Genomic DNA, 25,098 nt, shown 5'->3' with positions numbered 1-25,098 from the left:
CAAGACCATGAGAATCTCGACACTGGGGGCACTTGCCCTTTCAACCGCACTGACCACCGGAGCGGCACTGGCAGATGGCTCCGAATTGACTGTTTTTGACTGGTCCGGATACGAAGACCCGGGCTTTTTCAATGAATATCTGGAGAAGCATGGTGCGGCTCCGACCTACACCTTTTTTGGCAGTCAGGAAGAAGCGTTCACCAAGTTGCAATCAGGGTTTACCGCTGATTTGGCGCACCCCTGTTCGGATGCTGTTCGCAAATGGGTCGCAGCCGACCTTATCCAGCCCCTCGATCCCTCCAAGCTGACCAACTGGGACGCGATGATGCCGGAGATCAAGAATGTCGATGGCATCATGATCGATGGCCAACTCTATATGATGCCGTTCGAGTGGGGAAATACCGGCCTGATCTATCGCACAGACAAGATTTCTGATGATGAGATCTCGCTGCAACTGTTGGCCGATCCAGCCTATGCCGGTAAGGTCGCTATCCCTGACGCGGCGTCCAGTGCCTATGCCCTGGCATCGTTGGCCACGGGCAATGCCGCCAACTACACCAATTTGACGGACGAGCAGTTTCAGGCAGCTTCGGACTATCTGCGTGCCGTGCATCCCAACGTACGTTTCTACTGGGCAGACGCCGGGCAAATGGATCAGGCCATGGCCAGCGGTGAGCTGGAAATGGGATGGGCATGGAACCAATCCGAACTGAACCTGATCTGGAACGAGACGCCCGCGAAAATGATGCGGGACATCGACAAGGGCATCGCAACCTGGGTTTGCGGTTATGTGCACCTGAAATCCTCGACCACCCCCATCGGTCAAATCTATGACCACCTCAACGCGCTGTCAGACGCGGCGAGCGGCAAATACATCATCGAAAGCTGGGGCTATCCGCACGCCAATGCGGAGGCTTATCCAATTTCTGATCAGGACTTGATTGCTCAGTATGGCTTTGACGATCCAAAGGCGTTCTTTGAGGGCAGCCTGTTCTTTGATGCGGTCAATCCTCAATTGGAAGCGAAGATGCTGAAAGAGTTCGAGCGGATCAAAGCCGGATTCTGATCCACAAACCAAAGCGCCGGGCCTGATGAACAAGCCCGGCCAAATTCTCTGGGAAAAGCGTGCTCATGAACGAGGCGAACAAATACTCTTTGCTGTTTGATCCAATCCGCATTGGTCCGGTAACAGCGCGCAATCGTTTTTTTCAAGTCCCGCATTGCGACGGCATGGGCCACGTCCGGCCACGCGCCGAAGCCGCGATGCGCGCCATTAAGGCGGAAGGTGGCTGGGCGGTCGTCAGCAATCAGGAAACGGAAATTCATCCGACCTCGGATCTGTCACCCTTTGCCGAAAACCGTCTATGGGACGCACGAGATATTCCAGCGCTGAGGCTGATGACGGATGCGGTTCACGAAAAAGGGGCCCTCGCCGCCATCGAACTGGTTCACAATGGCAATCATGCTCAAAACCTGTTCAGCCGGGCTCCTATTCTGGCGCCCTCGGATATGTCGCTCGACTCGGCATTTCCGAAACAGGCGCGCGCGATGGACAAATCAGACATCCGCAATCTGCGCCGCTGGCATCGCGAAGCGGCGATCCGGGCACGAGATGCAGGGTTTGACATCGTCTATGTCTATGCCGGGCACCAAATGACATTGGCTCAGCACTTTATGTTGCCGCATATGAATACGCGCAGCGACGAATACGGCGGAAGCCTGGAAAACCGGGTGCGCCTGACGCGTGAACTACTTGAAGACACCCGCGAGGCGATTGGTGATACCTGCGCTGTAGCATTCCGGTTTGCCGTAGACGAGATGCTGGGCGCAGACGGGATGCAGGCGGCAGAAGAAGGTCGGGCCGTGGTCGAGTTGCTGGCAGAGTTGCCTGACCTGTGGGATGTGAATGTCGCGAGTTGGGCCAACGACTCCGTCACAACCCGGTTTCAACCGCAAGACGGGTATCAGAACGACTATATCGGTTTCGTAAAAACCGTAACGTCCAAACCGGTGGTCGGCGTCGGTCGATTGACGTCACCCGACATGATGGTGTCGATGATCCGCAAAGGCCTGGTAGATTTGATTGGCGCGGCGCGTCCGTCAATTGCCGATCCCTTTCTGCCGCAAAAGATTGAACAGGGCAGGATCGATGAAATCCGTGAATGCATCGGCTGCAATATCTGCGTCATGGCGGACAGTGCCGGCGTGCCGATACGCTGCACGCAGAACCCGACCATGGGCGAAGAATGGCGGCGCGGTTGGCACCCCGAGAGAATTGCCCCCAAGGCTTCTGAAGATGAAACGCTTGTTATCGGTGCTGGGCCTGCGGGTCTTGAATGCGCCATGCAACTTGCCCGGCGCGGTTATCAGGTCACTCTGGCCGAAGCATCGGACGATCTGGGTGGGCGCGTTTTGCGTGAAAGCAGGCTGCCTGGTTTGGGTGCTTGGATGCGTGTCGCCGACCATCGGCTGCATGATCTGCGCCAAAGAGCCAATGTTCAGATTTTCTCGCAAAGCCGTCTGAGTTCGGACGAGGTTCTGGAACTGGGAATACCGAATGTATTTGTCGCCACCGGATCGCGCTGGCGGCGGGACGGGATCGGTCGGAACACCCTGCGAAAACCTCCGATCATCGATGCGCAGTCCATCATTCTGACCCCTGACGATCTGACAAGTGGCAAGATGCCGCCGCAGGGAACGGTCGTAATCTACGACGATGACCATGCCTATATCGCCGGGGTTGTTGCCGAAAAACTGGCTCAGGACGGCTATAACGTTGTCTTTGTGACCCCAGAGAGCCGCGTGTCATCCTTTACGGTATTGACGCTTGAACAGCACCGCATCCAGGCGCGCTTGCTGGAACTCGATGTCACGATCATCTGCAATCATTCCCTTGCTCAAATTGGCCCTGATCGAGTTCAGATTATCTGCGGGTTCACCGACCGAATTCAGTCTTTCGCGTGCACATCGGTTGTTCTGGTGACCGAACGACTTCGCGAAACAGAGCTGTACGACGCGCTGAAAGACAAACAGCTAAAAGCACTGGAGCTGATCGGTGACGCCGCTGGACCGGCACTTATTGCCGATGCGGTCTATGCCGGACATATGGCTGCCCGCAACTTTGAGCGCACCGAAACGGAAATCGAACGCGACTGGTTCCGTCGAGAAATTGTCACACTCGCAGAAGGAGATTTGGAATGACGCAGCGCCCAGATGAATTCGTTGACCTGATCAACCAGCACCAGCAAGGTCACGCATTACCGCGCGAGTTCTATACGTCCAAAGCGATCTTTGACCACGACATTGACGCGGTCTGGAACCAGAATTGGATCTGGGTTGGTCACGAGAGTCAAATTCCTGATCCCGGTGACTATTTCCTGTTCGACTATGGCCCCGAATCTCTGATCATTGTTCGCGATCGCGCCGGGCAAGTGCGCGCGCACCTCAATGTCTGTCGGCATCGTGGGTCACGCGTCTGTACCGAAGGCTCTGGCAACGCGCGGGTCTTTGTCTGCCCCTATCACGCCTGGACATACGAACTATCCGGGAAACTCAGGGCCGGGCGAGATATGGGACCTGAGTTTGATCCGGAAAAGTGGGGGCTGCAATCCGCACATGTTATCGTTTTCCAAGGCTTGATCTTGGTCTGCCCCGGTGCGGATGCGCCGCCACTAGACGAGGCGCTTGTACAGCTCGCACCCTTGACCGAGTCCTTCGATCTGGGAAATCTCAAGATGGTACACACCGCCTGTTATCCGGTGCCTGCCAATTGGAAGCTGGCATTGGAAAACTATCTGGAATGTTATCACTGTGCCCCCGCGCATCAGGAATATTCGAGATCGCACACACTGAAGTCGCCGCGAGAGATGGAGGCACTGCTGCCTGACATGTCCAAACGCGCCACCGCGGCGGGGCTTCCAGATCAAATCTTGGACCTGACCGGGGAAAGCGCGATCGCACCAGGGAGTGAAGTCTTTTACCGCCGATACCCGCTCTTTGATGACTATAAGACGGGCAGCAAATCGGGTGAAGCGTTGGCTCCTTTGTTGGGGCGGCTGACGGGCTATGATGGCGGAGCCACCGATCTCGAACTTGGCATTCTGAACTATCTGCTGGTCTACTCTGATCACGTTGTCGGCTACCGGTTTATCCCCCGCGACGTTCAACAAACCGACATTCAAGTTGTCTGGATGGTGCGCAAAGAGGCCGAGGAAGGTCAGGATTATTCGAAAGAAGACCTGACCTGGCTGTGGCACATTACGTCTCAGGACGACGAACGCATCATCCGGCACAATCAGGCGGGCGTAAATTCGCACTTCTTTGTGCCCGGCCCCTTGGCCGAGATGGAATGGGCGATCAATGATTTCTACGAATTTTACAAGACGATGATCGCGAAATCTCTAGCGTGCGATCCGCTCCCAGATGCCAAGGCCGATCTGGCGTATCGTGCACCAACTGACAGGATCAGCAATGTCTCGTGAAAATGATTTCGAAACCGTACGGCAATGGGACAACCAGAATTTCCTTCACCCTTGGGAGGGCATGGCCGATCTCGGGACCAACCACCGGACATTCACAGAGGCTGCAAACGGAATCCACGTGACGACCGAAAAAGGCATTCGGCTAATCGATGGCGCGGCAGGTATGTGGTGTGTACAGGTAGGATACGGCAACGCGGAAATTGCCGATGCAATGGCGCGGCAGGCCAGGGAAATGGCCTATTTCTCTCCGTTCAACAACGCGAACTCTGTGCCTGCGCGTCTCGCACATAAAATTGCCAAACGTACCCCCGGCGATCTCAATCACGTCTTTTTCACGACCGGGGGTTCTACCGCCGTAGATACAGCCATTCGGTTTGTGCATTTTCGCAATAACCTGATGGGTCGGCCAGAAAAGAAAATTATCATCTCTCGGCAAAAGGCCTATCACGGCTCAACCTATCTGGCCTCTAGCGTCAGTGGAAAAGAACGTGACAAAGGGTGGCTCGATCAGGCGCAAGAGTTGGCGTATTTTCTTCCGAATGTGAACCCAGCGATCCGTCCGGACGGAATAAGCATCGCGGATTTTCTCGACCAGAAAATCACGGATCTCGAACAAGCGATAGTCACTTTAGGCCCGGACAAAGTCGCAGCATTCATCGCCGAACCCATCTTGGCCTCCGGAGGAGTGATCGTGCCGCCGCAAGGGTACCATAAGCGGTGCCTTGAGGTTTGCCGCGCCCACGACGTCCTCTATATCTCGGATGAAGTCGTCACAAGCTGGGGTCGTTTGGGGCATTGGTTTGCATCCGAAGACGAATTTGGCATCGTCCCTGATATCATCACGACGGCCAAAGGCCTGACTTCGGGGTATGTCCCGATGGGGGCCTGCATCATCTCTGACGGCCTGATCGACAGTGTTGCTGGTGCCGACTCTCAGGGGGCCACTTTTTCCAATGGGTACACCTATTCAGGGCATCCAGTTGCTGCGGCTGCCGCCTTGAAGAATATCGAAATTATGGAACGAGATGGTCTATTGGAGCATGTGAAATCGATCGCCCCACTATTCCTCGAAAGATTGCATGACCTGCGCAAGAACGACATCGTAAGCGACACGCGAGGCATGGGTCTGATGGGTTGCGTTGAGTGCAGCGATGGAACCGGTGGAGCGCTTGATCTTGATCGCGCCATCGGTGCCCGCATTGACCATCACTGCCAAGAATTGGGTCTGGTGTTACGGCCAATCATCAACATGTGCGTCTTCTCACCCCCGCTGGTGATTTCTGCAAGTCAGATAAATCAGATGTTCGACATCATGGACAAAGGTATCAAGCTTGCTACCGAAGAGTTGTCTACTTGAAGAGCATTCTGATTTTCCTCCGATCGCGTTGCAAAGTTCCGGATTTCGGGTGCATCGGCTAGAGCGTTGTTGCACGGAGATCAAAGTTGTCACAACGCGCCCTGCTCTAGACGGAAATCAGCCGGTGCGTTCTCCATCTGGAGCCGCTTCGGTTCCCTGAGGTGTTCCGTGGGGCGGGTCGCTTAAATTGGCGTGAGGCTCAAGATCACATTCAGTAAAAGCTGATTTCTTGGATTTCGACATCGGCTTGGTGCTCGCGGCCAAATGCAACAATGCCGATTGATTTCAGAGAACTTGGCCGCAATTTGGATCGAAGAGCTTTCCCGGATGCTTTGAAGCCTGTGAATGGAATGCGCACCTCCGACCATTGGTTTGTTGTGTCAAAGCCACCTTGATAATATTGCCAAGGCAGAATGGTACCGTTGGTGCGAAGGTGCACAAAGTACTTTGCCGTTACCGCGCACGACAAGGCGCACACCTGTGGCGCCGTCTGTGGGTTTGGCAGATAGCTCCTTGCGAATTTGAATGAAGCCCCCGCGGTTCTCCGTGCTAACCTGACCCGTCAAGCTGACATATGCCGATCCATTTTCTTCGGCAAAACTCACCTGCCCTGATGAAACGCCGCCCATCACCGTATCCGCAAAGAACCGCCATCTTTCCTCGGGTTTGCCATCAAATGTGTCGGTCATTAGATCTTCCGCGAAAGCGACTGTTGTGTAGCTTAAGACAAGAACGATAATCGACAAAGCGCGCGTCAACCGTTTCATTATTTGTTTAACTCCTCGGCGAGTTTCGAATTTCACGGCAAGATATGACGTTCCAGAGGAATATCATGGTTAAGATAGGCATCGTCAGTGAGCCATGATGGTAGCACGTCAGTGCGACGAGAGAAGCTGAATTGGATACACTTGGCGAGCGATCTTTCACTTGGAGCGTTCGTTCATGCGGAAGGTCACGAGCGTTACAAATACACCGCCCAACACCAGCGAATGGGCAATAGCGGAGACACCGAACACGATGTAGCTGCCAAGCGCTACTGCGAAGATTACACTCCACATCCATGCAAGAATTTGCATGACCATATGTGCGGTTACCAGACTTCTTGTCCTCATCGGGTTTTGCTCGACGTCCATAACCGAGTCCCAGCTTGATTTAACAACGTTGCTTTGCATTTTCTTACCTCCTGAAAATGTTACGGGCAGCTGCAAGAAATGGATCAAACTTGAACGCCTCTGCTGAAAGAGTGGAGCGTCGATTGGGGAGCATCTGAACGTAACGAAGTGCGGTCTCATATGGAGATCAGCCCAGTCGCGACAGCTTGGTATCTCTTTTGGGCGTGCCTGTGGGTCCGTGCGCTTGCAGCGAAAATAGGTCGCCTATCCGCTTGGCCTAAGGAGCCACACGCATGGGGGGCAGAAACCAGGCATTGTCGCCGAATTTGATCTATATCTCATTCTGCACCGTAAGAGGGAACGCAACTCATTGCGGGTCTGATCCGCATATTGATCTAAGTCTCAAGAGAGGTAGAAAGGTGCGCAAAAGCGAACTGCCGACCAAGACCTGCTCAGTGTGCTGCCGACCGTTCACATGGCGCCGAAAGTGGTCAAGAAATTGGGACGAAGTGCGATATTGCTCCGAGCGGTGCCGTCGGTCGCGAAAGGTTAGGGCAGAATGACGCGCCGCGATCTTCCGTTAGAGGCCTCCGGACGCACTGGTACTGCGATTAGCGCGGCTCTCGCAGCAAATGCTTCGGAGGTGACGAGGCCCTCGCGCTCTGCCGAAAGCTTCGACATTGCCGATCCCCTGAAAGTCAACGAACGGATGCATAGGATCAATGAGACTTTGGATAACGTTATGATTGCCAGTGGTATTCTCGTCTCCGAAGGTGCCGGACGTGAGAAACTACATGCTGAGATTGATGCAAATAACATTGTGCGGGATGAACGTTTTGACGCGGCGTTTCTCACCGCCCGCTTAGGACCCTGCCTTGGAGGTTGGTACAGCTACCGCGCAGCCAAAACCGTGACCAATAAGATTGTGCGCACGGCAACGATGGAGATTGCGAGACAGCTGAAAAAGGCTGTTGATGTCGCTTTGCTTCGAGGCGCGATGGGGACTTCGTTTAGAAGCGTCTATCTTGGGCACTTAAAGATTGCTCCGAACAGAGCGGCCCCTAACCCTATCGCGGTTGTTGATCGGCTTACGCCAGCCAAGACCGGTGGCTTTTTCGGTTGGGCGGAGAGACCGATCTCATGGTGAAGCCGCGTCTTGTATTGGTGCTTGGCGACCAACTGAGTATTGATATCTCTGCCATTCAATCGGCTGAAAAAGAGCGGGATGTGTTCGTACTGGCCGAAGTCATGGCGGAAGCAACTTACGTCCCGCATCATCCCAAAAAGATAGCACTTGTTCTGTCTGCGATGCGCCAATTTGCGTCGGTGCTCAGGGACGATGGGTGGACTGTCGCGTACACCAAACTCGATGACGAGGCGAACACCGGTTCAATTGCAGGTGAACTTGTCCGCCGTGCCTCCGAGTTTGGCGCCGATGACGTCATTGCTACCATGCCCGGCGAATGGAGGTTGATTGAAGCGTTGAACAATCTGCCTCTCGTGGTACGCCAGTTGCCGGATGACCGCTTTATCACCTCGCCCAAGGAATTCGCCGACTGGGCAGAGGATCGCAAAGAATTGCGGATGGAGTGGTTCTATAGGAAGGTGCGGCGCAAGACAGGTCTGCTGATGGAGGGAAGCGAACCGGTTGGCGGAAAGTGGAACTATGACAGCGAGAACCGCAAGCCAGCGCCGGACGATACCCGACCACCGAAGCCGCCGGTTTTTCAACCCGACGCCATTGTCGCTGAGGTGCTTGAACTGGTCGAGTATCGCTTTGCGGAAAACTTTGGCGAACTGCACCCTTTTGAGTTCGCAACGAACCGATCACAAGCGCTCGCGGTTCTGGATCACTTCATATCCCACGCGCTTCCGCACTTTGGTGACTATCAGGACGCGATGGTTGCAGGAGAACCCTGGCTTTGGCATGCGGTCATCTCGCCATATCTCAACATTGGTCTTCTGAACCCGATCGAAGTCTGCCGTCGGGCTGAAGATGCCTTTCATGCGGGGGCCGCCCCTCTCAACGCAGTCGAAGGCTTCATCAGGCAGATTATCGGCTGGCGCGAGTATGTTCGGGGCATCTATTTTCTGGAAGGTCCAGATTACACGTCTCGAAATGCGCTGGACCACACTCGCCCGCTCCCTACTCTTTTCTGGGGCGGCGAAACGCACATGCGGTGTCTTTCCGAAGTTGTGGGTCAGACTCAGGAACATGCCTACGCTCACCACATTCAAAGACTTATGATTACGGGGAATTTCGCGTTGCTCGCCGGGCTTGATCCGGGCGCCGTGCACCAATGGTATCTTTCGGTTTATGCGGATGCGTTCGAATGGGTCGAAGCGCCCAACACCATCGGGATGAGTCAGTTCGCAGACGGAGGGTTGGTCGCATCAAAGCCTTACGTGTCATCCGGCAACTACATATCCAAGATGTCCGATTATTGCGCAGGCTGCCACTACGACGTCAAAGCCAAGACAGGCGAGCGTGCTTGCCCTTTCAATCTCCTTTACTGGCACTTCATCGAACGCAACCGGGGCCGCTTTCAAAACAACCGCAGAATGGCCGTCATTTACCGAGGTTGGGACAAGCGTGATGCAGACCAAAGAAAATTGGTTCTGGATCACGCGACTGATTGGCTGGCTCGATTGGATGCGGGTGAGACTGTCTAATTTGTTGTTTTTGGGTGAACTCCGTACAGTTAACGTCGGGCACCGAACCTATGCTCGGTTTCGTCAAGAGCCGCCGTTTCCGTGGTTGGCTTCGTCCTCTGATCGTGTGCAAGGGCGGAATTTCAGAACTGCGGCTCAAGGCGTGCTGGCCCCTATGTCGACGCATTTGATAAGGATGTTTTGCGCACTCGCGGTTTTACTGAGCCTGCCAGGAAAATGAGGCGGTTGCGCGGCTGAGGCACAACGTTCTGCGGGGTGCGACGATCAGGAATTTTCACCATCGGCGGCAGAAGCGCAATTCTCCGATTATGCTGTCGCGACAGATATATACGCGATGAGGCATGTCGCGATCTTTGGCCGAGCGCCCTGCAAGACTTCGCTCAGGTGAACGCCCGGGTCAGGGTCACTCCGGTCCACGCGGAAAAGGCTGTAAGAACAGCGCCCCAAGTCACATCGACAGCGACCATTTGGAGGGACCAGTCACGCAGCGTGGAATAGTTCGTAAACTCATATGTACCGTAAGCCATCGCTCCGATGATGGCTCCGCCAATCAAGGCATTGACAGGCAGTCCGGCGCGCAGAGCCGGCAACGACACGAACCACAATACCCCGGCAACATAAAACAGATAGAACACCGTCGCCGGTAGCAACCGGATATCGTCCAGAAGCCAACCGCCTATGTGCTTTTCAAACAGCGGCTTCATGACGGTCTTCAACATGACCGCATCAACCGCTAGAAATATGACTGCTGTGATCAGGTATAATACGACGGTCTGCATTTCTACCTCTCCATCTATTGCTAAAGAGCATACGCTTCAGGACCGCTGGTGGATCAGTTTGATTTCTCGCATAATGATGGAGCTATTGTAAATTTTTTCTTCAATCCGGCGTCACCGCCGCAGTGCCGCGAGTGCACAATACCGAGCATTGAGCTTTCGAATATGTGAACGCCTATGAAGTGGAGCGCGAGATGTTCAACCTTAAGCGGTGGGTTCGGCGTGAATCAAGGCGGCAGCAGGCCCGATTGAAACCGCCGGGATCGCCTATCAGCGCATGGTCAGCATGCACCCGTTCCACGATGGTAATGGGCGCTCAAGCTGCTTCCTGACAGATTTCGTCTTGCAAAACGCGGGGCTGCTGCCCAGCGCGCGTAGCAACAATGTCAACATGGCACAGTTTGCCCGACAACCAGCCGTCTACCATCGGCGCAGTCAAAGTGGCCGAGGAAGGGGTATGAGCGGCCTGCGAAGCCGCAGACGGCAGCCCGGCGCCAAGCGCCTCTTTGTAGATACGGATCGGACGTAGGATCAGATTGGCCACCAGCGTAGCCGCGCCCAGCTGTCGTGTGCCGATCCAGCGGATCGCCTGCAACCCTGAGTCGCGCGTTTCGACAAGCTCGCCGACCTCCAGTTTACCCGCTGCGACCTCGCCCAAAGCGGTGCTGATGCAGGCGTCCGCAGCAAAGCAGATTACATTGGTGTTGTCCCCGGTCAGATCTTGCCCTGACACGGCCGAACCGCCATTTTCGATGGTCAGGCCGTTCGCGCTTTGCAGCATTCCGTCAGCCTGACCGGCACGCATCCATGCCAACGGATTGGAGTGGCTCGTTCCATTCGTCAGATTGTAAGCGATAAGATTGGTCGGGTTGTAATAGTCACTCAGGTCGACAAAATCGTTGTTTGCCTGGTTGCCATCGTCGATGTTCTGTCCCGTCGCGGTACTGAAATCAGTGATGGTTTCGGCGTCGCCAGCTCCGGTAGAGACGGTGTTATTGCCCGCTCCTGCGCGGCCATAATCTTCATCGTTGGCCATTCCCGGAAAGATGGCATCATTGGAATCGATCCGGTCGCCCGCTTCGTCGAAATAGCCAGCACCGATCACGTGGTCGTCTTCAGTGTCATGAACATAGCCATCGCGGAACGTCAAGCCCCCGCCAATCGCCTGCTCTACTGTGACGTTGTAAACGCAGCTGGTGGAATCAGCTTCGCTGCTATTGGTTGCTCCTTCGAGCGTGAAGGTGATGTCGTCCGGCGTTCCGTCGCCCGCCCAGCTGGTTGTGGTCCAGAGAGATGGTGTTCCCGGTGCCACTGTTGTCGTTCACAGTGACCTGCGCACTTTGCGAAAAGGGCGGCGACCCAATATTGCCAAAGTCCTGACTTCCAAACACCGTGCCGAGATTTTCAGCAGTATTGTTGCTTTCAATGGTATCAAAATCGGCCACTTGGCCAAGAAAAGGCATCTGACAAATAAAGCTGAGCATAACAAGTCCCCCTTTTTAGAGCACTACAATCCGACAGCTCTGACATGATCCGGAAAATGTATCAGCGTGCAGGCTCAGCTAAAGATACATCACTCAAACGTTCTGGTCTCAAGGCGCGGACACGTTGACGGCCGTGTCACCAGAGTCCACTTCGCCGCGCCAGGAGCATATCCAAGAGGTTCGTAGTGTGCAGCCCGACTTATTGAGAGCCCTGCGCGTGGCGTAACTCTGCTCGCTTAAATCGTGATGAGCGTATAGCATCGGCGTTTGCGCAGTTCGAGAAACTTCAACTGGATGCGCTGAACCGACCATCTTTTTAATCCGTTGCATGACATTGGGTAGGGAGAGTTTTAGCGAGATCGACAAAGACATGTTGAGATGGACGCGCGCCAGAACTCCGCGCACTATGGGGTGCCCATTTCGTCATAGGTGGTTCGGACAAACTCTCGGTTACATAAACGCTTCGTACCCAACAAGACTACTACATCTTCAACCGCCACCACAGGAGCAAAGGTGACATAGTCCGGCATCTGAGATAATGCTGGGGATTGTTCTTCATGGGTACCGCGGCAAGTTCCATTTTCTGCACCCATCTATTTGATCGGCGCTATTACCCCAAAAATATCAATGAAAAGCGCCCAGGCTCAACACTTGAAATCATGTCCAATAAGCTTAGATCGGAAATTGTCAAAGGACGTGGTTGGCTTGCGCGGTAATTTCGAGAGTGAGCTCTCCTTAAATTGTATCCCGGCCTTATGTATCAAACGCACCAAGATCATTGGTGATGTATGATACATAAGGCCGCAGATCATTATCGAAAGCTAGAGAAAACACTACAACACCAAGCGACCCCATAGTACACTGGGCTAACGCCCACCCGCGCCAGAGGCCATCTACCGATGGTACCAAAGACCGATCATGCACTAACTTTGAAGTGGGGGTGCTCAACTGGGGCTGATCAAAGCCGACTACAGGCCAATCACGGATACTCAGCATTATGCAAAATATGACCGAACTGTAGTCAAATTTACACTTGAGTTCACATAATTGGGCGCCTTTTGGGTACATCGACCGTGGTCAGGCCGACCTTGGCAAGACCGGGAAGATCGTGGATCAGAACTTCTTCACCACTCCAGCCGATCAACTGGCGTGACTTCAAGAGACCTATGGTCTTGTTGGTATGAACGAGTGACAGGCCCAACGCATCCGCAAGGTCCTTTTGCTTGAACGGAAACCTCATAGCCCCGTCGCCGCCATTTCCACATGCATTGATCCGTAGGTAAATCCGCACAAATGCCCAAGCAATTGCCTGAAGCGCGTTGCGTTGACCAACTGTGGTCAGGGTGTCACCCAAAAAGTGCTCTTCCACAGCCGCGAGCCAGGCGAGTTCAAATCCGCGTTCGGGATCGGCCTTGATGTATGACCATAACTCGCTGCGGTTAAAGACGCAGAGAGTCATCTTTGTCGTAGCCTCGACAGAATGCCCCATCTCCCCCATCAGGCCGGCCTGCAGGCCGAGAAAGTCACCGGGAAATACGAAATTGATCACTTGGCGTTCACCATTCTCCAAATGGCGATAACGCAACCCCATCCCATGCAGTGCCGTGAATAGCTGGGGACTGTTTGACCCTTCCATCAGGATCGGGGTGCCCGCGTCCACGACCAATTCACCCACTTTGAAGCGCTGCATGCCTGCAACTTCCTCTGAGGACATCGGTGCAAAGAGCGATTTTCGGCGCAACGGGCAGTGTTCGCATTTTGTGGCCATTGTGACGCTCTTTCTTTGAACAGGTGCAACCCAACGCGGGTTGGTGCCGGTACGAGTTTAGACCGGATCATTTCTGATCCCTACCTTAAATGATGTATGGCGCACCTGCAGGAAAGTGGCGCCAGCTATGTCTTAGAATGGAACGTTGTTTTTCCTATGGGCTAATCCAGAGTCCTGCACTTTAGTTCGACTGAGCAGACCGGGGTTAGATCTCAAGATGTGATCCGAAGCGGTCTCGGCGATGGAACGCGAGGTGCGGAGACGAGCCTCAGGCGCATTTCGCAGGCATCTTGCCGTCGCGCCATAATGAAGGAATTTGTTAAAATGAAGACACTTATGACCACAACCGCCGTATGCCTGACGATGGCAACATCGGCACTTGCAGATGACCATATGACCGGTTTCATGGACTATTCCGTCACCAGCAACGATCTGTTGGCCTCTGAGTTTATCGGTATGCGCGTTTACAGCGCCGAGAAGGATGTCGATGTCATGGCAAACATGGCTCCGGATGCGCAGACCGAATGGGATGATATCGGCGAAATCAACGAACTGGTAATCTCGCCTGAGGGCAACGTTATTGCCGTGATCGTCGGCGTTGGTGGATTTCTCGGACTTGGCGAAAAGGACGTCGCCATGGATATGAAACAGATCCACATCATGCGTGAAGACGACGACGCCGATGACATCTTTCTTGTCGTGAAATCCTCCAGTGAGGCACTCAAGGAAGCACCCTCTTTTGAACGTAACATGGACAAAACGGAGATGGATGCAAAGCCTGAGCGGTCGATGCTCATGGCCCCCGATGTGAAGCGTGAAGGCTATGCGAAGACCGAACGGTCTGAGCTGACCACCGAAATGCTCACAGGCGCGCGCGTTTATGGGGTCGACAACGAAGACGTGGGCGAAATCCACTCGCTTCTTCTGGATGACAATGGTGCCATTGATCGCGCAATCATCGACGTCGGCGGGTTTCTCGGCATGGGCGAAAAGCCTGTGGCCGTTACGTTTGACGAGTTAACGATCCTGCGCAAGGACGGTGGGGACGACGTACAAGTCTATATCGACTCGTCACAGGAGGCGCTCAAGGCGCAACCGACCTACGAGAAGTAGGCTGCTACGGAGCGAATATGCACATCGCTCCGTACCTCGCACGACAACCTGCTCAGATTGAGCCATCTGCCGATCAGGACAAATTTGGGTCATCAAAAATGACCGGAAGCGACTGTCGGAGCGTCCCTCTGTGTTGCGGCGGTGCCAAAGATCCGCCGCAGAACCGACAGGACGGATCAATGCGATCTGCCAGAGCGGTTACCAAGAAGCGACTGATCGACAACGTCGGCGTGTGGCCGGATGTTGTCATAACCTTGAAAGGGAAAGCTATGAACTGGGACCAAGTTGAAGGAAAGTGGAAGGAAATGTCCGGCAGCATCAAAGCCAAATGGGGCGATCTGACGGACGACGAACTGGCCGAGATGGATGGCAATCGCGAAGCGCTGGAAGGTAAGCTTCAGGCGAAATACGGCAAATCCAAAGAAGAAGCCCAAAGGGAAGTTGACGACTTCCTGACCGAGCACTCCTGAAATATGGGATCGCCCTGCGGGGCGATCTCACCTCAAGAATGCTTGTCTCAACCCACGCATAGCCCAAAACAGGAGAGTCTAATGAATAGAGTTTTTTACATTATTGGTGTGATCGTTGTCGTGCTGCTCGTTCTAAGCGTTCTGGGGTTGCGATAACTGCAGTGTTCCATCCTGCCAATCCAGTTTGGAGACTCTTTCTGTCGGAGGGCTTTGGGATGGTGTTTGGCTTGCCCAGGCAGGGTAGGTCGAAAATTTCGTTGGCTAAAATACCGTTGTTACAAGGACCCATAAGGCGACAACTAGGGAAACTTACCCCTGCGCTCCCTACGCTGACTGGTCCGTTGAGGTGGTGAAAGTGACTTGGCACCTCTAACTCGGCCCGTCCGAACGGATTACCGTTGATGACCTTGGCTAAGCTCAGAACAGTAACTAATACTTGTTCTGAGCAAGTGACGCGAGCAAGCCAACTACAGACAGGCACGCCCACGTCTGTCCAATGGGTGGAAAGCTGTATGAGTGCCGCGCTTTTCTACAAAGGTACCGTCAGGAAAGTTATGAAAATGATCCTCGTAACATGACTAAATCTGGCGATAGTCGTGATACCGACGCGGTGCCGTGTGAACTCATCAGATTGGGGTCTTACAAATGGCCGCGCAGCGAGACGCGGCAGACGCTTGGACATCTCTATCAAAAGATCAGAGCCGGCCTTTCGGCTGACGTGTCTCAGGATGCGATAGACACGCAGGACCTCACCCTGATCTCCGATGCGCCGCTTAAGAAAGAAGTCCTTTCAATACTGGATCAGATCCTCGGCGACATGCTTGAGCGTAGATATGGAGAATGGGTGACTGAAACCAGCAACCGCAACCAGCGGCGCGCGTTTGTCCACCCTCCTCTGGCCAATGACCTGCTTTCTGACTGGGCAGAACAGCATGGTTTGCCCGTCCTGCATGCTGAGAACACTCTTGATGACTTCCCTGATGCGCCGTGTGTCGTCGTTCCACACCTGGAAGCGTTTTTCAGCCGCGATACTGACCAACTGGCGCCGCTCTTTGACCTGTTTGCCGCTATCTCACGTTTTGAGGGAAAAGTCCTCGTTGGTTGCAACAGCTGGGCGTGGCGATACTTGAAACAGTTCGATGACGCGCCCTTGCTATTTGGCGAAGCGGATACGCTACCTGCTTTTGATGGTGATGCTCTGGCTGCCATTTTGGAAAGAGCCGCTTCGCAAAATGGCGATCGCAACAGATTCACGTCAGTTTCGAGTGGCGAGTCCATTTTGGCACGCGATGACGACAACGAACTGAAAGACTCATATCTTGAGAAACTCGCGGGGCGCAGCCTTGGTCATCCTTGGATTGCGGTCGAGATGTTCTTTCGCAGCATTGCAGAGACGAAAAAGAAAGATGAGGAGTCGCCAGCCGACCGCATCTGGGTCGATCTACCAGCGACGTGTTCACTTCCATCGGCCGGGGCTGATGCACTCCGGTTTGCGCTGCACGCCCTGATGATTCACGGCCCACGCCCGATCGAAGAATTGAACCAACTTATTCCCGACCGAGTGCCCAATGGAACCTGGACAGAGCTTGACCGCATCGGTTTTGTCACAGTCCGCGACGGACACGCCCAGTGTGCCATCCACAGTTACCCCGATATCCGCAGCGAACTTGGCACCGCCGGATTTAATCTAGATAGGCTATGACTGATCCGATGGAAGATCGCACAGAACGAATTTCGAACCTCTTCAACACCATCAATGGATGGGTTGTCGCTGAGATCGCTCTCGGCATTGTTCTGGTTTGGGCCTTCGTACAAATAGCGCAAAGGGTTCTGCCTTGGCTTGCGGATCTGCTGCCGGCAAAATTGCGCAATCCAACTCTGAACACCGTGCCGATCTTGCGCGTTCTGGCGTTGCTCTTATTGATCCTTTGGATTGTACCTCTGATCTTTAACGTCACGCTCCAGAATTTCATCTTCATTGCGGGCGCGATGAGCGTCGCAATCGGTTTTGCAATCAAGGATCTGGCGCGCAGCATGATCGCCGGCTTTTTTGCTCTTTTTGAAAAGCCATATCGACAGGGCGACTGGATCAAGATCGGCGACGATTACGGCGAAGTGATCACTGTCGGAACGCGTGCCGTTCAACTGCGGACACCGGATGACAATGTTGTCACCATCGCCCACGATCGCATTTGGACCGAGAACATTTCAAACGCCAACGATGGTTTCGGCACATTGATGTGTGTCGCCACGTTTTACGTCATGCGCGATCAGCCGATGGACAAGATTGCACCGCTGCTGAAATCCGTTGCCCAAACCAGCCCTTATCTGGATCTTGATCGGCCTGTCATCGTCATCGGGAAAAATGAGCCGCTCTGTATGGTCTACAAGCTCAAGGCCTATCCGTTCGAACCCCGCAACCAGTTCGCGTTCATAACCGACCTGACAGAGCGCGGGAACGCTGCGCTGTTCGACGCCGGGGTGGTTACTGCGTCAATACCGCAAGAGCTTCTTTCGTCCAATCAACTCCCCTGATCACCCTGCGCCAAGGCCCAAAGGAGAAATCTGTTGGAACCCGTGAATATTCTGCTCGATCAGCTGCGAGAAATCGCACGCGCATCTATCGAAATGCTTCCGCATATCGTCGTTGCCTTTGTCATCCTGCTCCTCACAATGGGCTTGAACAAGCTGGCGATATATTCAGCGCGTCGCGTCTTGTCGGGCACCAAGCTCAGGCAAAGCCTCAAGGAACTGTTCACCTTACTGGTGTCGATTTTCATTTGGGTGATTGGCCTCATGATCGCCGCGGTGATCGTCTTTCCCGGTCTGACCCCAGCAAGTATTCTGGCGGGCCTTGGACTGGGCTCAGTGGCCATCGGCTTCGCTTTCAAAGACGTGTTCGAGAACTTTCTCGCCGGGATTATCATCCTGTTTCGACGCGAGATGCGTATCGGTGACTTCATCGAATGCGAAGGCATCGAAGGCAAAGTCGATCAGATCGCCATACGTGAGAGCCACATTCGCCAGACAGACGGACAGTTGGTGATTGTGCCAAATTCCATTCTCTTCAAGAACCCTGTGATCATTCGCACAGACCAACCAGTGCGGCGTATGACTGTGATCTGCGGTGTGGCATACGATTCAGATGTAGATGAGGCGCGGGATGTGATCCGCAACGCCGTAGAGGCCTGCGACAGTGTAATTCAAGGTGAGAAGCCGATACAGATTTTCGCGCAGGAGTTCGGCGAATCCTCAATCAATTTCGAAGTAACATGGTGGACGGGATCAAAACCGGTCGACGTGCGCGAGTCCCGAGATCAGATCGTATCGGCGGTTAAACGTGCACTGGATGATGCAGGTATCGAGATCCCGTTCCCGTATCGAACATTGACTTTCAAAGAGCCTTTGCCCCTGCAAAGTGGCACGGCATCTGCAGGTGACTAGGGCGACCAGTATGGTGAGAATAGCGCCGTCCAAGCCTTAAGCGTGTCAGACGGGGCGTAGCGCGCATGACAACCCGCCCTATTTTGGGAACAGGAATGTCACCTGGAAACGGGCGCCCCAGCCGTCTGGCCCGCCCTCGGGTGAATCGGCCCAATAGCGTGCGCCAAGACCAAACTGAACGGGTTGTTTGCCGATTTTGACGACTTGAGAGACAACAAAATTGATCGGCACCGACCATTCCTCGGTTTCCCAGTTGTATGTGCTTTCGGTGTTCAGCGTGAACGACGTGGCCTTGGGAGTCGTATAAGACAGGAAGGGCTGCAGGAAGGTTGCGGATTGTTTGCCATATTCGTCTTCCCCGCTGACCGACCAGACATGATTGGCAAGCCCGCCAACCGTCCATGGCCCCTTTTGTTTCAGCACAACACCGGTCAAACCCGCGCCCCATTGGTCGGGCGCGATGTCGTCAGATGCGGTCGGAAACTGGATCACCGGGCCGACACCCCAGATATACCCACCCTTCGTTGGCTCTTTGGGTGAAAAGAAAAAGCTTTGGAGGACATTGCCAACCCCAGATTGCGAGCCCGCACCCGGAACCAAGCCATCCTGATCGACAACTGGAATGATGGTCCGCGAAATCAGGTTCCAGCTTGGACCGATCGAAATCGGGATCACCGGCTGGATATTAACATAGCTTTGTTGCCCCTGACCGTCGGCACCATATCCATCGTTGTAGTTATACTGCAGCGGTACGCTGATGAGATTGGCGATGGGATTAGAGAGCTTTTTTGCCAGATCCGCGCTGTTGTCAGCTTGCTCGCCTGCTTCGGTAGCGCCTGACGTTACTTGAGCATGTCCGTGGTTTGGAACAACCACGGTCAATGCGAGAATGCCTGCGGTGGCAAGGTGGGTAAAGGGTGTCATTGGTCGGGTCTCCGCACAGATGCTGTTGTTTGATTTGCGGCCTTGCCGCTGGGCCAGGCTATTTCACGATTTCGATTTCACCCGGACACCAGGTCTTGTTGATTCAGGGTTCCAGCGGACCATACATGCGCAGGATGGTGAACCAACTCTTTTTGCAAACGGTTTGCATCCAGTTGCCTTCCCCACCCTTGGGGACATTGGGTGCAAAATAGATGTCTTAAGAACCATCCGCATTTTGCGTCATTCCCTTGGTCTGGCTGCCAACGGTCTGAAACTGCGATTGGCTCTTCCTGTATAGTCATATCTATAGCTTACATTAACTGGACCGTCTGCGGTGGTCTCGTTCGTTCCGTTACAGCTGCAACGCCGCACAGAAGCGAAAAGCCACAGCCAGCTATGCCAGCTGGCTGTGGCGTTTCAGTGTCAGTTCACCACCGTGATTTCGCCCAGCCGCCAGGACTTGTCAAAGAAGGACGGGAGCGGGCTGTAAAGACGCAAGAGGCTGAACCAGCCTTTGTCGGGATCGGTCTGGATCCAGTTGCCACGTTCGACGCCTTCGGGCTGTTCGGACGCAAACCAGATTGTGGTGGTACCGTCCTCGGCTGCACTAGCGGCCGGCGAAGGATAACTCTGCGATCCGGCACGCGGGTATTTCTGCGGCGTTTGCAACATTGATCGGGTCTGGTTGTCATAGAGTGTGAACGACCAGAATTTCTCGGCTGGGATATCCTTTGGCAAGACCACCTTGTAGGTCTTGGCACCGTCGAACGCGTCGCCGTTTTCATCAAGGAACCCCATCAGATACTGCGACCCGACGCGGGGGATGTTCATGATCATGCCGGGGCTGTCGAGCGTATAGCCATAATAAAAGGCCGTGCGCGAATCCAATGTGCGGGCACCTGTCGGAGCCAACGGTGTAAACCCGCCATCCTTGTACGCAGGGGGCGGTGTTTCGAAAAAGGCTCCGCCTTCCCAAAGCATGTTGCCCCAGTAGGAATTCTCGTAATACGCCCAACCGGGATGCACATCGAACGGACGCCAATTCAGCACCCGTCCAGCCGCCTGACCAACCGAAGCTGCGTCGGTGAGAATCCTCTTCATCCGCTCGTCCGGCGCGAATTTTTTGCCCTTCACAATACCAATGGCCGCAAGCTGCCCGGCAAGCTCCACGTCATAGCTGGTGGCAGGTTCGTTCTGGACGTTTTCGTTGATCACCTCGAAAAAGCCGTAGTCGCTGGGCGGGATCGTGCTGAAGGACACGTCGCTGACTTCGACGAACTTCATCTCTGGAACCTTCGGCTCGCCGGCCAAGTTTACCTCCCCTTTCAGGGCTTCGGCAATCGATGTCCCGAATGCGCCCGCCACATAGGGGTAGATCTTCATGTTGTCTTTTACGTTCTTAACGGCCGGCACGGGATCGTTGTCGACCAGATAGGCACGCGACGCATAGAGGGCGCGGTTGGTCTCGGAATGCGCGATGAAATAGCCACCTTCGGGCAGCGGGCCATCATAATCCGGGCCAACGATCAGATATTTGCCGCCCAGCCCACGGTCCGGTCCCGGGCCGCCGATGTCGACAATCCACGAAAACCACATGTCGTTGATCGTACCAACCGCATCAGACGGCTGTTCAATCACGATCGGCCCCTTGGAGAGATCGAGGACCGACATGTAATAGACCGTATCGGCGTTCCCGGTGAGAAACAGCGAGGTCGAGTCCATTAATTTGGACGTGATGCCGACTTCGTTGGGGCCGACGCCGATGCTCTCAAGCCCTTTCTGGATGCCGAGCGCCGAGGCCCCACGGAAGCTGTTGTTGTAGACGTTCAGCGCGCGGGTGAAGTCGAGTGCGTCAAAAACCTTTTGTGCGGTGTCCGCACTCGGCGCGCCGTCCTTGAAGTCGAGCGTGCCGATGGAGGTCTCGATGCTGTCAGGCGCACCAAGGGCCTTGATCGCCTCTTGGCTGACGTCAGCCCAAGCTGGTGCCAACGCGCAAATCGCAAGGGCGCTGGTAATGGATGTTCGGATCATGTTTTTAACTCCCCATTCTTGTTAGGCGCTCCTCAGCGCCGCGCCGGCCAAAGGAAACCGTCGCCATTTGATACGGGCTTAGCGTCTTCGGTGCTCTCGTTCTGCCCATTTCGCGCCACATCATTCACTTTCGGACAGATTTCCGTCTCGGCGGTGTTTTCGTGGTGACTGGACCGTCCAGCGGCCAAAGGTTCGCACGATGGAAAGTGCTTCGGTCAATGCCAACGCTCTGACGATCGACCGAATCCTGTGTCGGTCTGGCCCAAATGTCAGTTCCAAGCAGGTCCCCTGTAGTAACCTTGGCCGAGTTGATGCTAAATGCTGCCATACTTGGAGGTTCCTTTCCGACCACTTCGCGCCACCGCCGAGTATTATGCGTGCTGGTCGTTGTCTTTGTTTCGGATGCCGCCATGTCCCCGATCCCAATCGTACGTGCTGCTCACCTTCTTCTCTATATCGATGCGCTCCGTGAACTCGGCGAACCGGTTGATCGGGATCTCGCTGCGTCGCGGCTGCCCGGATGGATCGAAGAACGGCCAGAAGCCTATGTCAGCCTTCCCCTGACCCTCGATTGGGTTGCAAAAAGCAATCGCAATGTGAGCCTGCCGGAACTCGGCTATCTTGCAGCCCGAAAAATGTCACTGGCCACAGTCGACCCAGTGATGGAGATGGCGGTACTGTCTGCACCAACGACATACGCCCGGATCGGGGTGATCTCGCACCTCGCCCACCGGGAAGACAGCGCGCTGGTGATCCGGGCCCGGACCGAAGGACCCAGTATTCGGATCATCTGCGATATGCCGGATTTTCGCGGCACGCCGTTCTTCGGTTTTGCAGAGTGGTTGAATCTCGGTGGGATCGCATTTCTCGTCGGGGCCGGTGCAGCCCGGCATGGCATCCGGAGGAAATGACGTTCGTGTGCCCTTCCCCGCAATGTGATGCGGCTCTGGACACCTTCGGCCGCACCCGGATCCTGTCGGGTCAACCCTACAGTTCGCTCCTTGTCACGTCAGAAGTGCTTGCCAAGTCCAACCTCCTCCTTACTGACGCCGAAGGCACGCAACCGCCGCTGGAAGAAATCGCCAATGAATGGGACTTCGTCTCGACGCTGCGCTCTGTCTTGCGTCCCTATGTGGGCGGGCAAGCCCCCACGCTCGCCCTCGCGGCCGAGATATCCGGCATGAGTGGCCGTACCTTCCAACGGCGCCTTGCACGCAGCGGCCTCAGCTATTCGCAAGTGCTGGAGGAAACCAGAATCGAGATTGCGCGTGACATGCTGGCGGTTTGTGACACCAAGATCGTCGATGTCGCAATGGCGTCCGGATACGAGAATCCACAGCATTTTTCCCGGGCCTTCCGCCGCATCGCTGGGATGGCCCCAAAGACCTATCGGCGAATGGCTGCGGACATCGTTTGAAGGCAGCGTTAAACTTAAGACGCTCGGATCAAATAGCCCTGTCGGTTTTGGGTTTTGTCGCAGGCACGCCCGGAACGCGTGGGACACTATGGATCAGGGAAACGGCAATCCTGCAGTTGAGGTTGCGACAAGTGGTTACGCGTCGCAAACCGTGACCGGCAGATGCGATTGCGATCAACATTCTGACAATTCCCATAACCTGCTGAAAAAAGTTGCCCATCTAGGCGGATCTCTCAACCTGCTTCACGCAGGATAACGTAACCCGGGCACCAATACGCCAGTGATGGTTGGCAGACTTCAGAAGTTGGCTGTTTGCGCTCAGATGGTCTGATGCTCAACTCGCACTTCGAGGTGCCGTGACACGGGAAAACCCGGCCATGTTGGCATATCCGCCGACGATCGCTTTGCGGTCCTCATAACTGAGCACGGTATCGACCGACTTGAACCCGGCAGGGGCACGTTTTTCCACTTCGTCGATGACACGTTCCGGGCCCCCGACACGGTTGGTGCGCACGACTTCGGCGGTCTTGGGCAATCGGTCCTTTTCATATTGCCAAAGCGCAGCGCGGGGGTGTTCAGCCGTCTGGAGCGCATCCGCCAGACTTCGCGCATCAAGGATCGCCTGTGATGCTCCGTTGGAACCGACAGGATACATCGGATGCGCCGCATCCCCCAACAGTGTCACGCGACCAAAGGTCCATCGTGTCAGGGGATCGCGGTCCGCCATCGGGTACTCGAAAATGGATTGCGATTTCTTGACCAGCCCGCCGATATCCATCCCGGGCACGTGGAACCGCAGCGCGTGGGGCAACACCTCTGCCAATGGGGCCTGACGCGACCAGTTGTCGGGCGGGGGTGTCGAAATTGCCGGATCCTTGATCCGCACATTCACCACCCAGTTCATCAACTGCTTGCCTTTCACCGCTGGCGCGATCGGGTAGAGAACGAACTTGCCGCCGAGCCCGCCACCGATGGCCATGCTCTCGCCGTCTTCCCAGACCGGCCATTCGGCGGCGCCCCGCCACATCACGACGCCCTGCCAAGAAGGCGCGCCTTCGTTCGGATAGAAATGGCGACGCCCGGCCGAATGGATTCCATCGGCGCAGATCAGCACCTCTGCTCGATGCGACACGGCCGCGTCGCCTTGAACGCTGTCGGTGAAATGCGCCGTTACCCCGGCATCGTCCTGAATAAATCCGGCAAGGCGTCGACCCGTGCGGATCGCATCCGGGCCAAGCCGATCGATCACCGCGTCATGGATCACCTTTTGCAACCGTCCGCGATGGATCGAGTACTGTGGTACTTCGTGACCTGCGTGCAGGCCGCGCAACTCGGACCAGACTTCCTGTCCTTGTTTTGTCAGATAAGACAGCTTTCGGGTTCGGACACCGACCTTGTCGAGTGCATCGAGCAACCCGAGGTTTGCCAATTCCCGGATGGCATGGGGCAACACGTTGATTCCAACGCCAACCTCGCGCACTTCGCGGGCTGCCTCATAAAGCTGAACCGGAATGCCCCGCGCGTGTAACATCAGGGCCGTCGTCAGACCGCCGATACCCGCGCCTGCTATGATGACAGTCATGGTTTATTCTTCCTCGGGCGGCAGGAAATCGACCTCGTGCTTGGCCGAAATCGCGACCACATCAGCCGGGTTCGGCTCGGGTCCGAGATTGTGCAACGCCCAGAAGAGATCATAGAGCTTGCGCGTCGGAGCCACCCAGAACAGGCATTTGATGGTCTGGTCGGTCTTGTTGAAGATACCATGCGGAATGCCCTTGGGCAGGCGGATCAGATCGCTTGGCTCCGCATAGGTTTCTACGCCGTTCAACAGCACATCGAACCGCCCTTCGAGCACATAAATGAACTCGTCCTGCGTCGGGTGGATATGCGGCGGAACAAAGGTTCCCTTGGGCAGCGTTGCATGCCAGGCCATCGACGCCTCGGACTTTTGCTTGGGCACATAGGTCTGGCCCAGAATGTTCCAGCTGATTTCGTCGATGCCGGTATTGGATTTGGTAACGCCGGGTATCATGATCGGTATACTCCTT

The 25,098-nt window shown here is 55.1% G+C and carries 22 protein-coding genes and 1 pseudogene; 14 read left to right on the top strand and 9 right to left on the bottom strand.

The window, feature by feature from the left end:
* Window positions 1–7: 7 nt before the first annotated feature.
* The 4 genes from ABJO75_RS17180 to ABJO75_RS17165 all read left to right on the top strand — a co-directional run bounded on the left by ABJO75_RS17180 (window position 8) and on the right by ABJO75_RS17165 (window position 5,838).
* The gene (locus ABJO75_RS17180) at window positions 8–1,066 is read left to right on the top strand and encodes an extracellular solute-binding protein (RefSeq protein ID WP_348132081.1); all 1,059 of its coding nucleotides are present in this window, start codon (window positions 8–10) and stop codon (window positions 1,064–1,066) included.
* Between the two features lie 65 nt (window positions 1,067–1,131).
* Window positions 1,132–3,201 (top strand): FAD-dependent oxidoreductase, encoded by a 2,070-nt coding sequence (locus tag ABJO75_RS17175; RefSeq protein WP_348132078.1) that lies wholly within the window; start codon window positions 1,132–1,134, stop codon window positions 3,199–3,201.
* Window positions 3,198–4,481 (top strand): aromatic ring-hydroxylating dioxygenase subunit alpha, encoded by a 1,284-nt coding sequence (locus ABJO75_RS17170; protein WP_348132075.1) that lies wholly within the window; start codon window positions 3,198–3,200, stop codon window positions 4,479–4,481. Before ABJO75_RS17175 ends, ABJO75_RS17170 begins: the two co-directional genes overlap by 4 nt.
* The gene (locus ABJO75_RS17165) at window positions 4,471–5,838 is read left to right on the top strand and encodes an aminotransferase (protein WP_348132072.1); all 1,368 of its coding nucleotides are present in this window, start codon (window positions 4,471–4,473) and stop codon (window positions 5,836–5,838) included. Before ABJO75_RS17170 ends, ABJO75_RS17165 begins: the two co-directional genes overlap by 11 nt.
* Window positions 5,839–6,049: 211 nt before the next feature.
* Here the strand turns inward: ABJO75_RS17165 and ABJO75_RS17160 are convergent.
* Window positions 6,050–6,467 (bottom strand): annotated as a pseudogene (locus tag ABJO75_RS17160) (CIA30 family protein).
* Window positions 6,468–6,761: 294 nt separating this feature from the next.
* Window positions 6,762–7,010, bottom strand: coding sequence for a hypothetical protein (locus ABJO75_RS17155; RefSeq protein WP_348132069.1), 249 nt, complete (start codon window positions 7,008–7,010; stop codon window positions 6,762–6,764).
* Between the two features lie 233 nt (window positions 7,011–7,243).
* Between ABJO75_RS17155 and ABJO75_RS17150 the strand changes: the two genes are divergently transcribed.
* The 3 genes from ABJO75_RS17150 to ABJO75_RS17140 are packed head-to-tail and all read left to right on the top strand — an operon-like array spanning window position 7,244 to window position 9,623.
* On the top strand, window positions 7,244–7,513 hold the full coding sequence (locus tag ABJO75_RS17150; protein WP_348132066.1) for a DUF2256 domain-containing protein: 270 nt from the start codon (window positions 7,244–7,246) through the stop codon (window positions 7,511–7,513).
* Window positions 7,510–8,097, top strand: coding sequence for a C factor, cell signaling protein (locus tag ABJO75_RS17145; RefSeq protein ID WP_348132063.1), 588 nt, complete (start codon window positions 7,510–7,512; stop codon window positions 8,095–8,097). Before ABJO75_RS17150 ends, ABJO75_RS17145 begins: the two co-directional genes overlap by 4 nt.
* Window positions 8,091–9,623 carry a cryptochrome/photolyase family protein gene (locus ABJO75_RS17140; RefSeq protein ID WP_348132061.1) on the top strand — a complete coding sequence of 511 codons (1,533 nt, stop codon included), beginning with the start codon at window positions 8,091–8,093 and terminating at the stop codon, window positions 9,621–9,623. Before ABJO75_RS17145 ends, ABJO75_RS17140 begins: the two co-directional genes overlap by 7 nt.
* Window positions 9,624–10,003: 380 nt before the next feature.
* On the opposite strand, the gene ABJO75_RS17135 is transcribed toward ABJO75_RS17140, so the two are convergent.
* The 3 genes from ABJO75_RS17135 to ABJO75_RS17125 form a co-directional block, all read right to left on the bottom strand.
* The gene (locus tag ABJO75_RS17135; RefSeq protein ID WP_348132059.1) at window positions 10,004–10,402 is read right to left on the bottom strand and encodes a DUF2177 family protein; all 399 of its coding nucleotides are present in this window, start codon (window positions 10,400–10,402) and stop codon (window positions 10,004–10,006) included.
* A gap of 313 nt (window positions 10,403–10,715) precedes the next feature.
* Complete coding sequence (locus ABJO75_RS17130; RefSeq protein ID WP_348132056.1) at window positions 10,716–11,711, bottom strand: Hint domain-containing protein; 996 nt, start codon at window positions 11,709–11,711, stop codon at window positions 10,716–10,718.
* 1,211 nt (window positions 11,712–12,922) lie between these two features.
* Entirely contained in the window at window positions 12,923–13,651 is a 729-nt protein-coding gene (locus ABJO75_RS17125; protein ID WP_348132053.1) for a Crp/Fnr family transcriptional regulator, read from the bottom strand.
* A 324-nt stretch (window positions 13,652–13,975) separates the two neighbouring features.
* Here ABJO75_RS17125 and ABJO75_RS17120 point away from each other — a divergent pair, with 324 nt between their 5' ends.
* The 5 genes from ABJO75_RS17120 to ABJO75_RS17100 all read left to right on the top strand — a co-directional run bounded on the left by ABJO75_RS17120 (window position 13,976) and on the right by ABJO75_RS17100 (window position 18,678).
* Window positions 13,976–14,764: a PRC-barrel domain-containing protein gene (locus tag ABJO75_RS17120; RefSeq protein ID WP_348132050.1), complete on the top strand. Its 789-nt coding sequence runs from the start codon at window positions 13,976–13,978 to the stop codon at window positions 14,762–14,764.
* Between the two features lie 179 nt (window positions 14,765–14,943).
* Window positions 14,944–15,234, top strand: coding sequence for a CsbD family protein (locus ABJO75_RS17115; protein WP_348132047.1), 291 nt, complete (start codon window positions 14,944–14,946; stop codon window positions 15,232–15,234).
* Between the two features lie 574 nt (window positions 15,235–15,808).
* Window positions 15,809–16,936 (top strand): hypothetical protein, encoded by a 1,128-nt coding sequence (locus tag ABJO75_RS17110; RefSeq protein WP_348132044.1) that lies wholly within the window; start codon window positions 15,809–15,811, stop codon window positions 16,934–16,936.
* Window positions 16,937–16,944: 8 nt separating this feature from the next.
* A complete protein-coding gene (locus ABJO75_RS17105) occupies window positions 16,945–17,769 on the top strand; it encodes a mechanosensitive ion channel domain-containing protein (protein WP_348132041.1) in 825 nt (274 codons plus the stop codon).
* Between the two features lie 33 nt (window positions 17,770–17,802).
* Window positions 17,803–18,678, top strand: coding sequence for a mechanosensitive ion channel family protein (locus tag ABJO75_RS17100; protein WP_348132038.1), 876 nt, complete (start codon window positions 17,803–17,805; stop codon window positions 18,676–18,678).
* Between the two features lie 78 nt (window positions 18,679–18,756).
* Here the strand turns inward: ABJO75_RS17100 and ABJO75_RS17095 are convergent, their stop codons facing one another.
* Window positions 18,757–19,602, bottom strand: coding sequence for a transporter (locus ABJO75_RS17095; RefSeq protein ID WP_348132035.1), 846 nt, complete (start codon window positions 19,600–19,602; stop codon window positions 18,757–18,759).
* Window positions 19,603–20,025: 423 nt separating this feature from the next.
* Window positions 20,026–21,633: a DUF1254 domain-containing protein gene (locus tag ABJO75_RS17090; protein WP_348132032.1), complete on the bottom strand. Its 1,608-nt coding sequence runs from the start codon at window positions 21,631–21,633 to the stop codon at window positions 20,026–20,028.
* Between the two features lie 410 nt (window positions 21,634–22,043).
* Between ABJO75_RS17090 and ABJO75_RS17085 the strand changes: the two genes are divergently transcribed.
* Both ABJO75_RS17085 and ABJO75_RS17080 read left to right on the top strand, forming a co-directional pair.
* Window positions 22,044–22,544 (top strand): hypothetical protein, encoded by a 501-nt coding sequence (locus ABJO75_RS17085; RefSeq protein ID WP_348132029.1) that lies wholly within the window; start codon window positions 22,044–22,046, stop codon window positions 22,542–22,544.
* Between the two features lie 5 nt (window positions 22,545–22,549).
* Window positions 22,550–23,050 carry a helix-turn-helix transcriptional regulator gene (locus tag ABJO75_RS17080; RefSeq protein ID WP_348132026.1) on the top strand — a complete coding sequence of 167 codons (501 nt, stop codon included), beginning with the start codon at window positions 22,550–22,552 and terminating at the stop codon, window positions 23,048–23,050.
* 334 nt (window positions 23,051–23,384) lie between these two features.
* Here ABJO75_RS17080 and ABJO75_RS17075 read toward each other — a convergent pair whose 3' ends face one another.
* Both ABJO75_RS17075 and ABJO75_RS17070 read right to left on the bottom strand, forming a co-directional pair.
* The gene (locus ABJO75_RS17075; protein ID WP_348132024.1) at window positions 23,385–24,632 is read right to left on the bottom strand and encodes a flavin-dependent oxidoreductase; all 1,248 of its coding nucleotides are present in this window, start codon (window positions 24,630–24,632) and stop codon (window positions 23,385–23,387) included.
* A gap of 3 nt (window positions 24,633–24,635) precedes the next feature.
* On the bottom strand, window positions 24,636–25,082 hold the full coding sequence (locus ABJO75_RS17070) for a cupin domain-containing protein (protein WP_348132023.1): 447 nt from the start codon (window positions 25,080–25,082) through the stop codon (window positions 24,636–24,638).
* Window positions 25,083–25,098 lie beyond the last annotated feature (16 nt).

Source organism: Sedimentitalea sp., from assembly GCF_039973035.1.
Classification (GTDB): domain Bacteria; phylum Pseudomonadota; class Alphaproteobacteria; order Rhodobacterales; family Rhodobacteraceae; genus Sedimentitalea.
The sequence above is the reverse complement of the archived record's forward strand: the minus strand, read 5'-3'. Positions and strand labels throughout refer to the sequence as shown.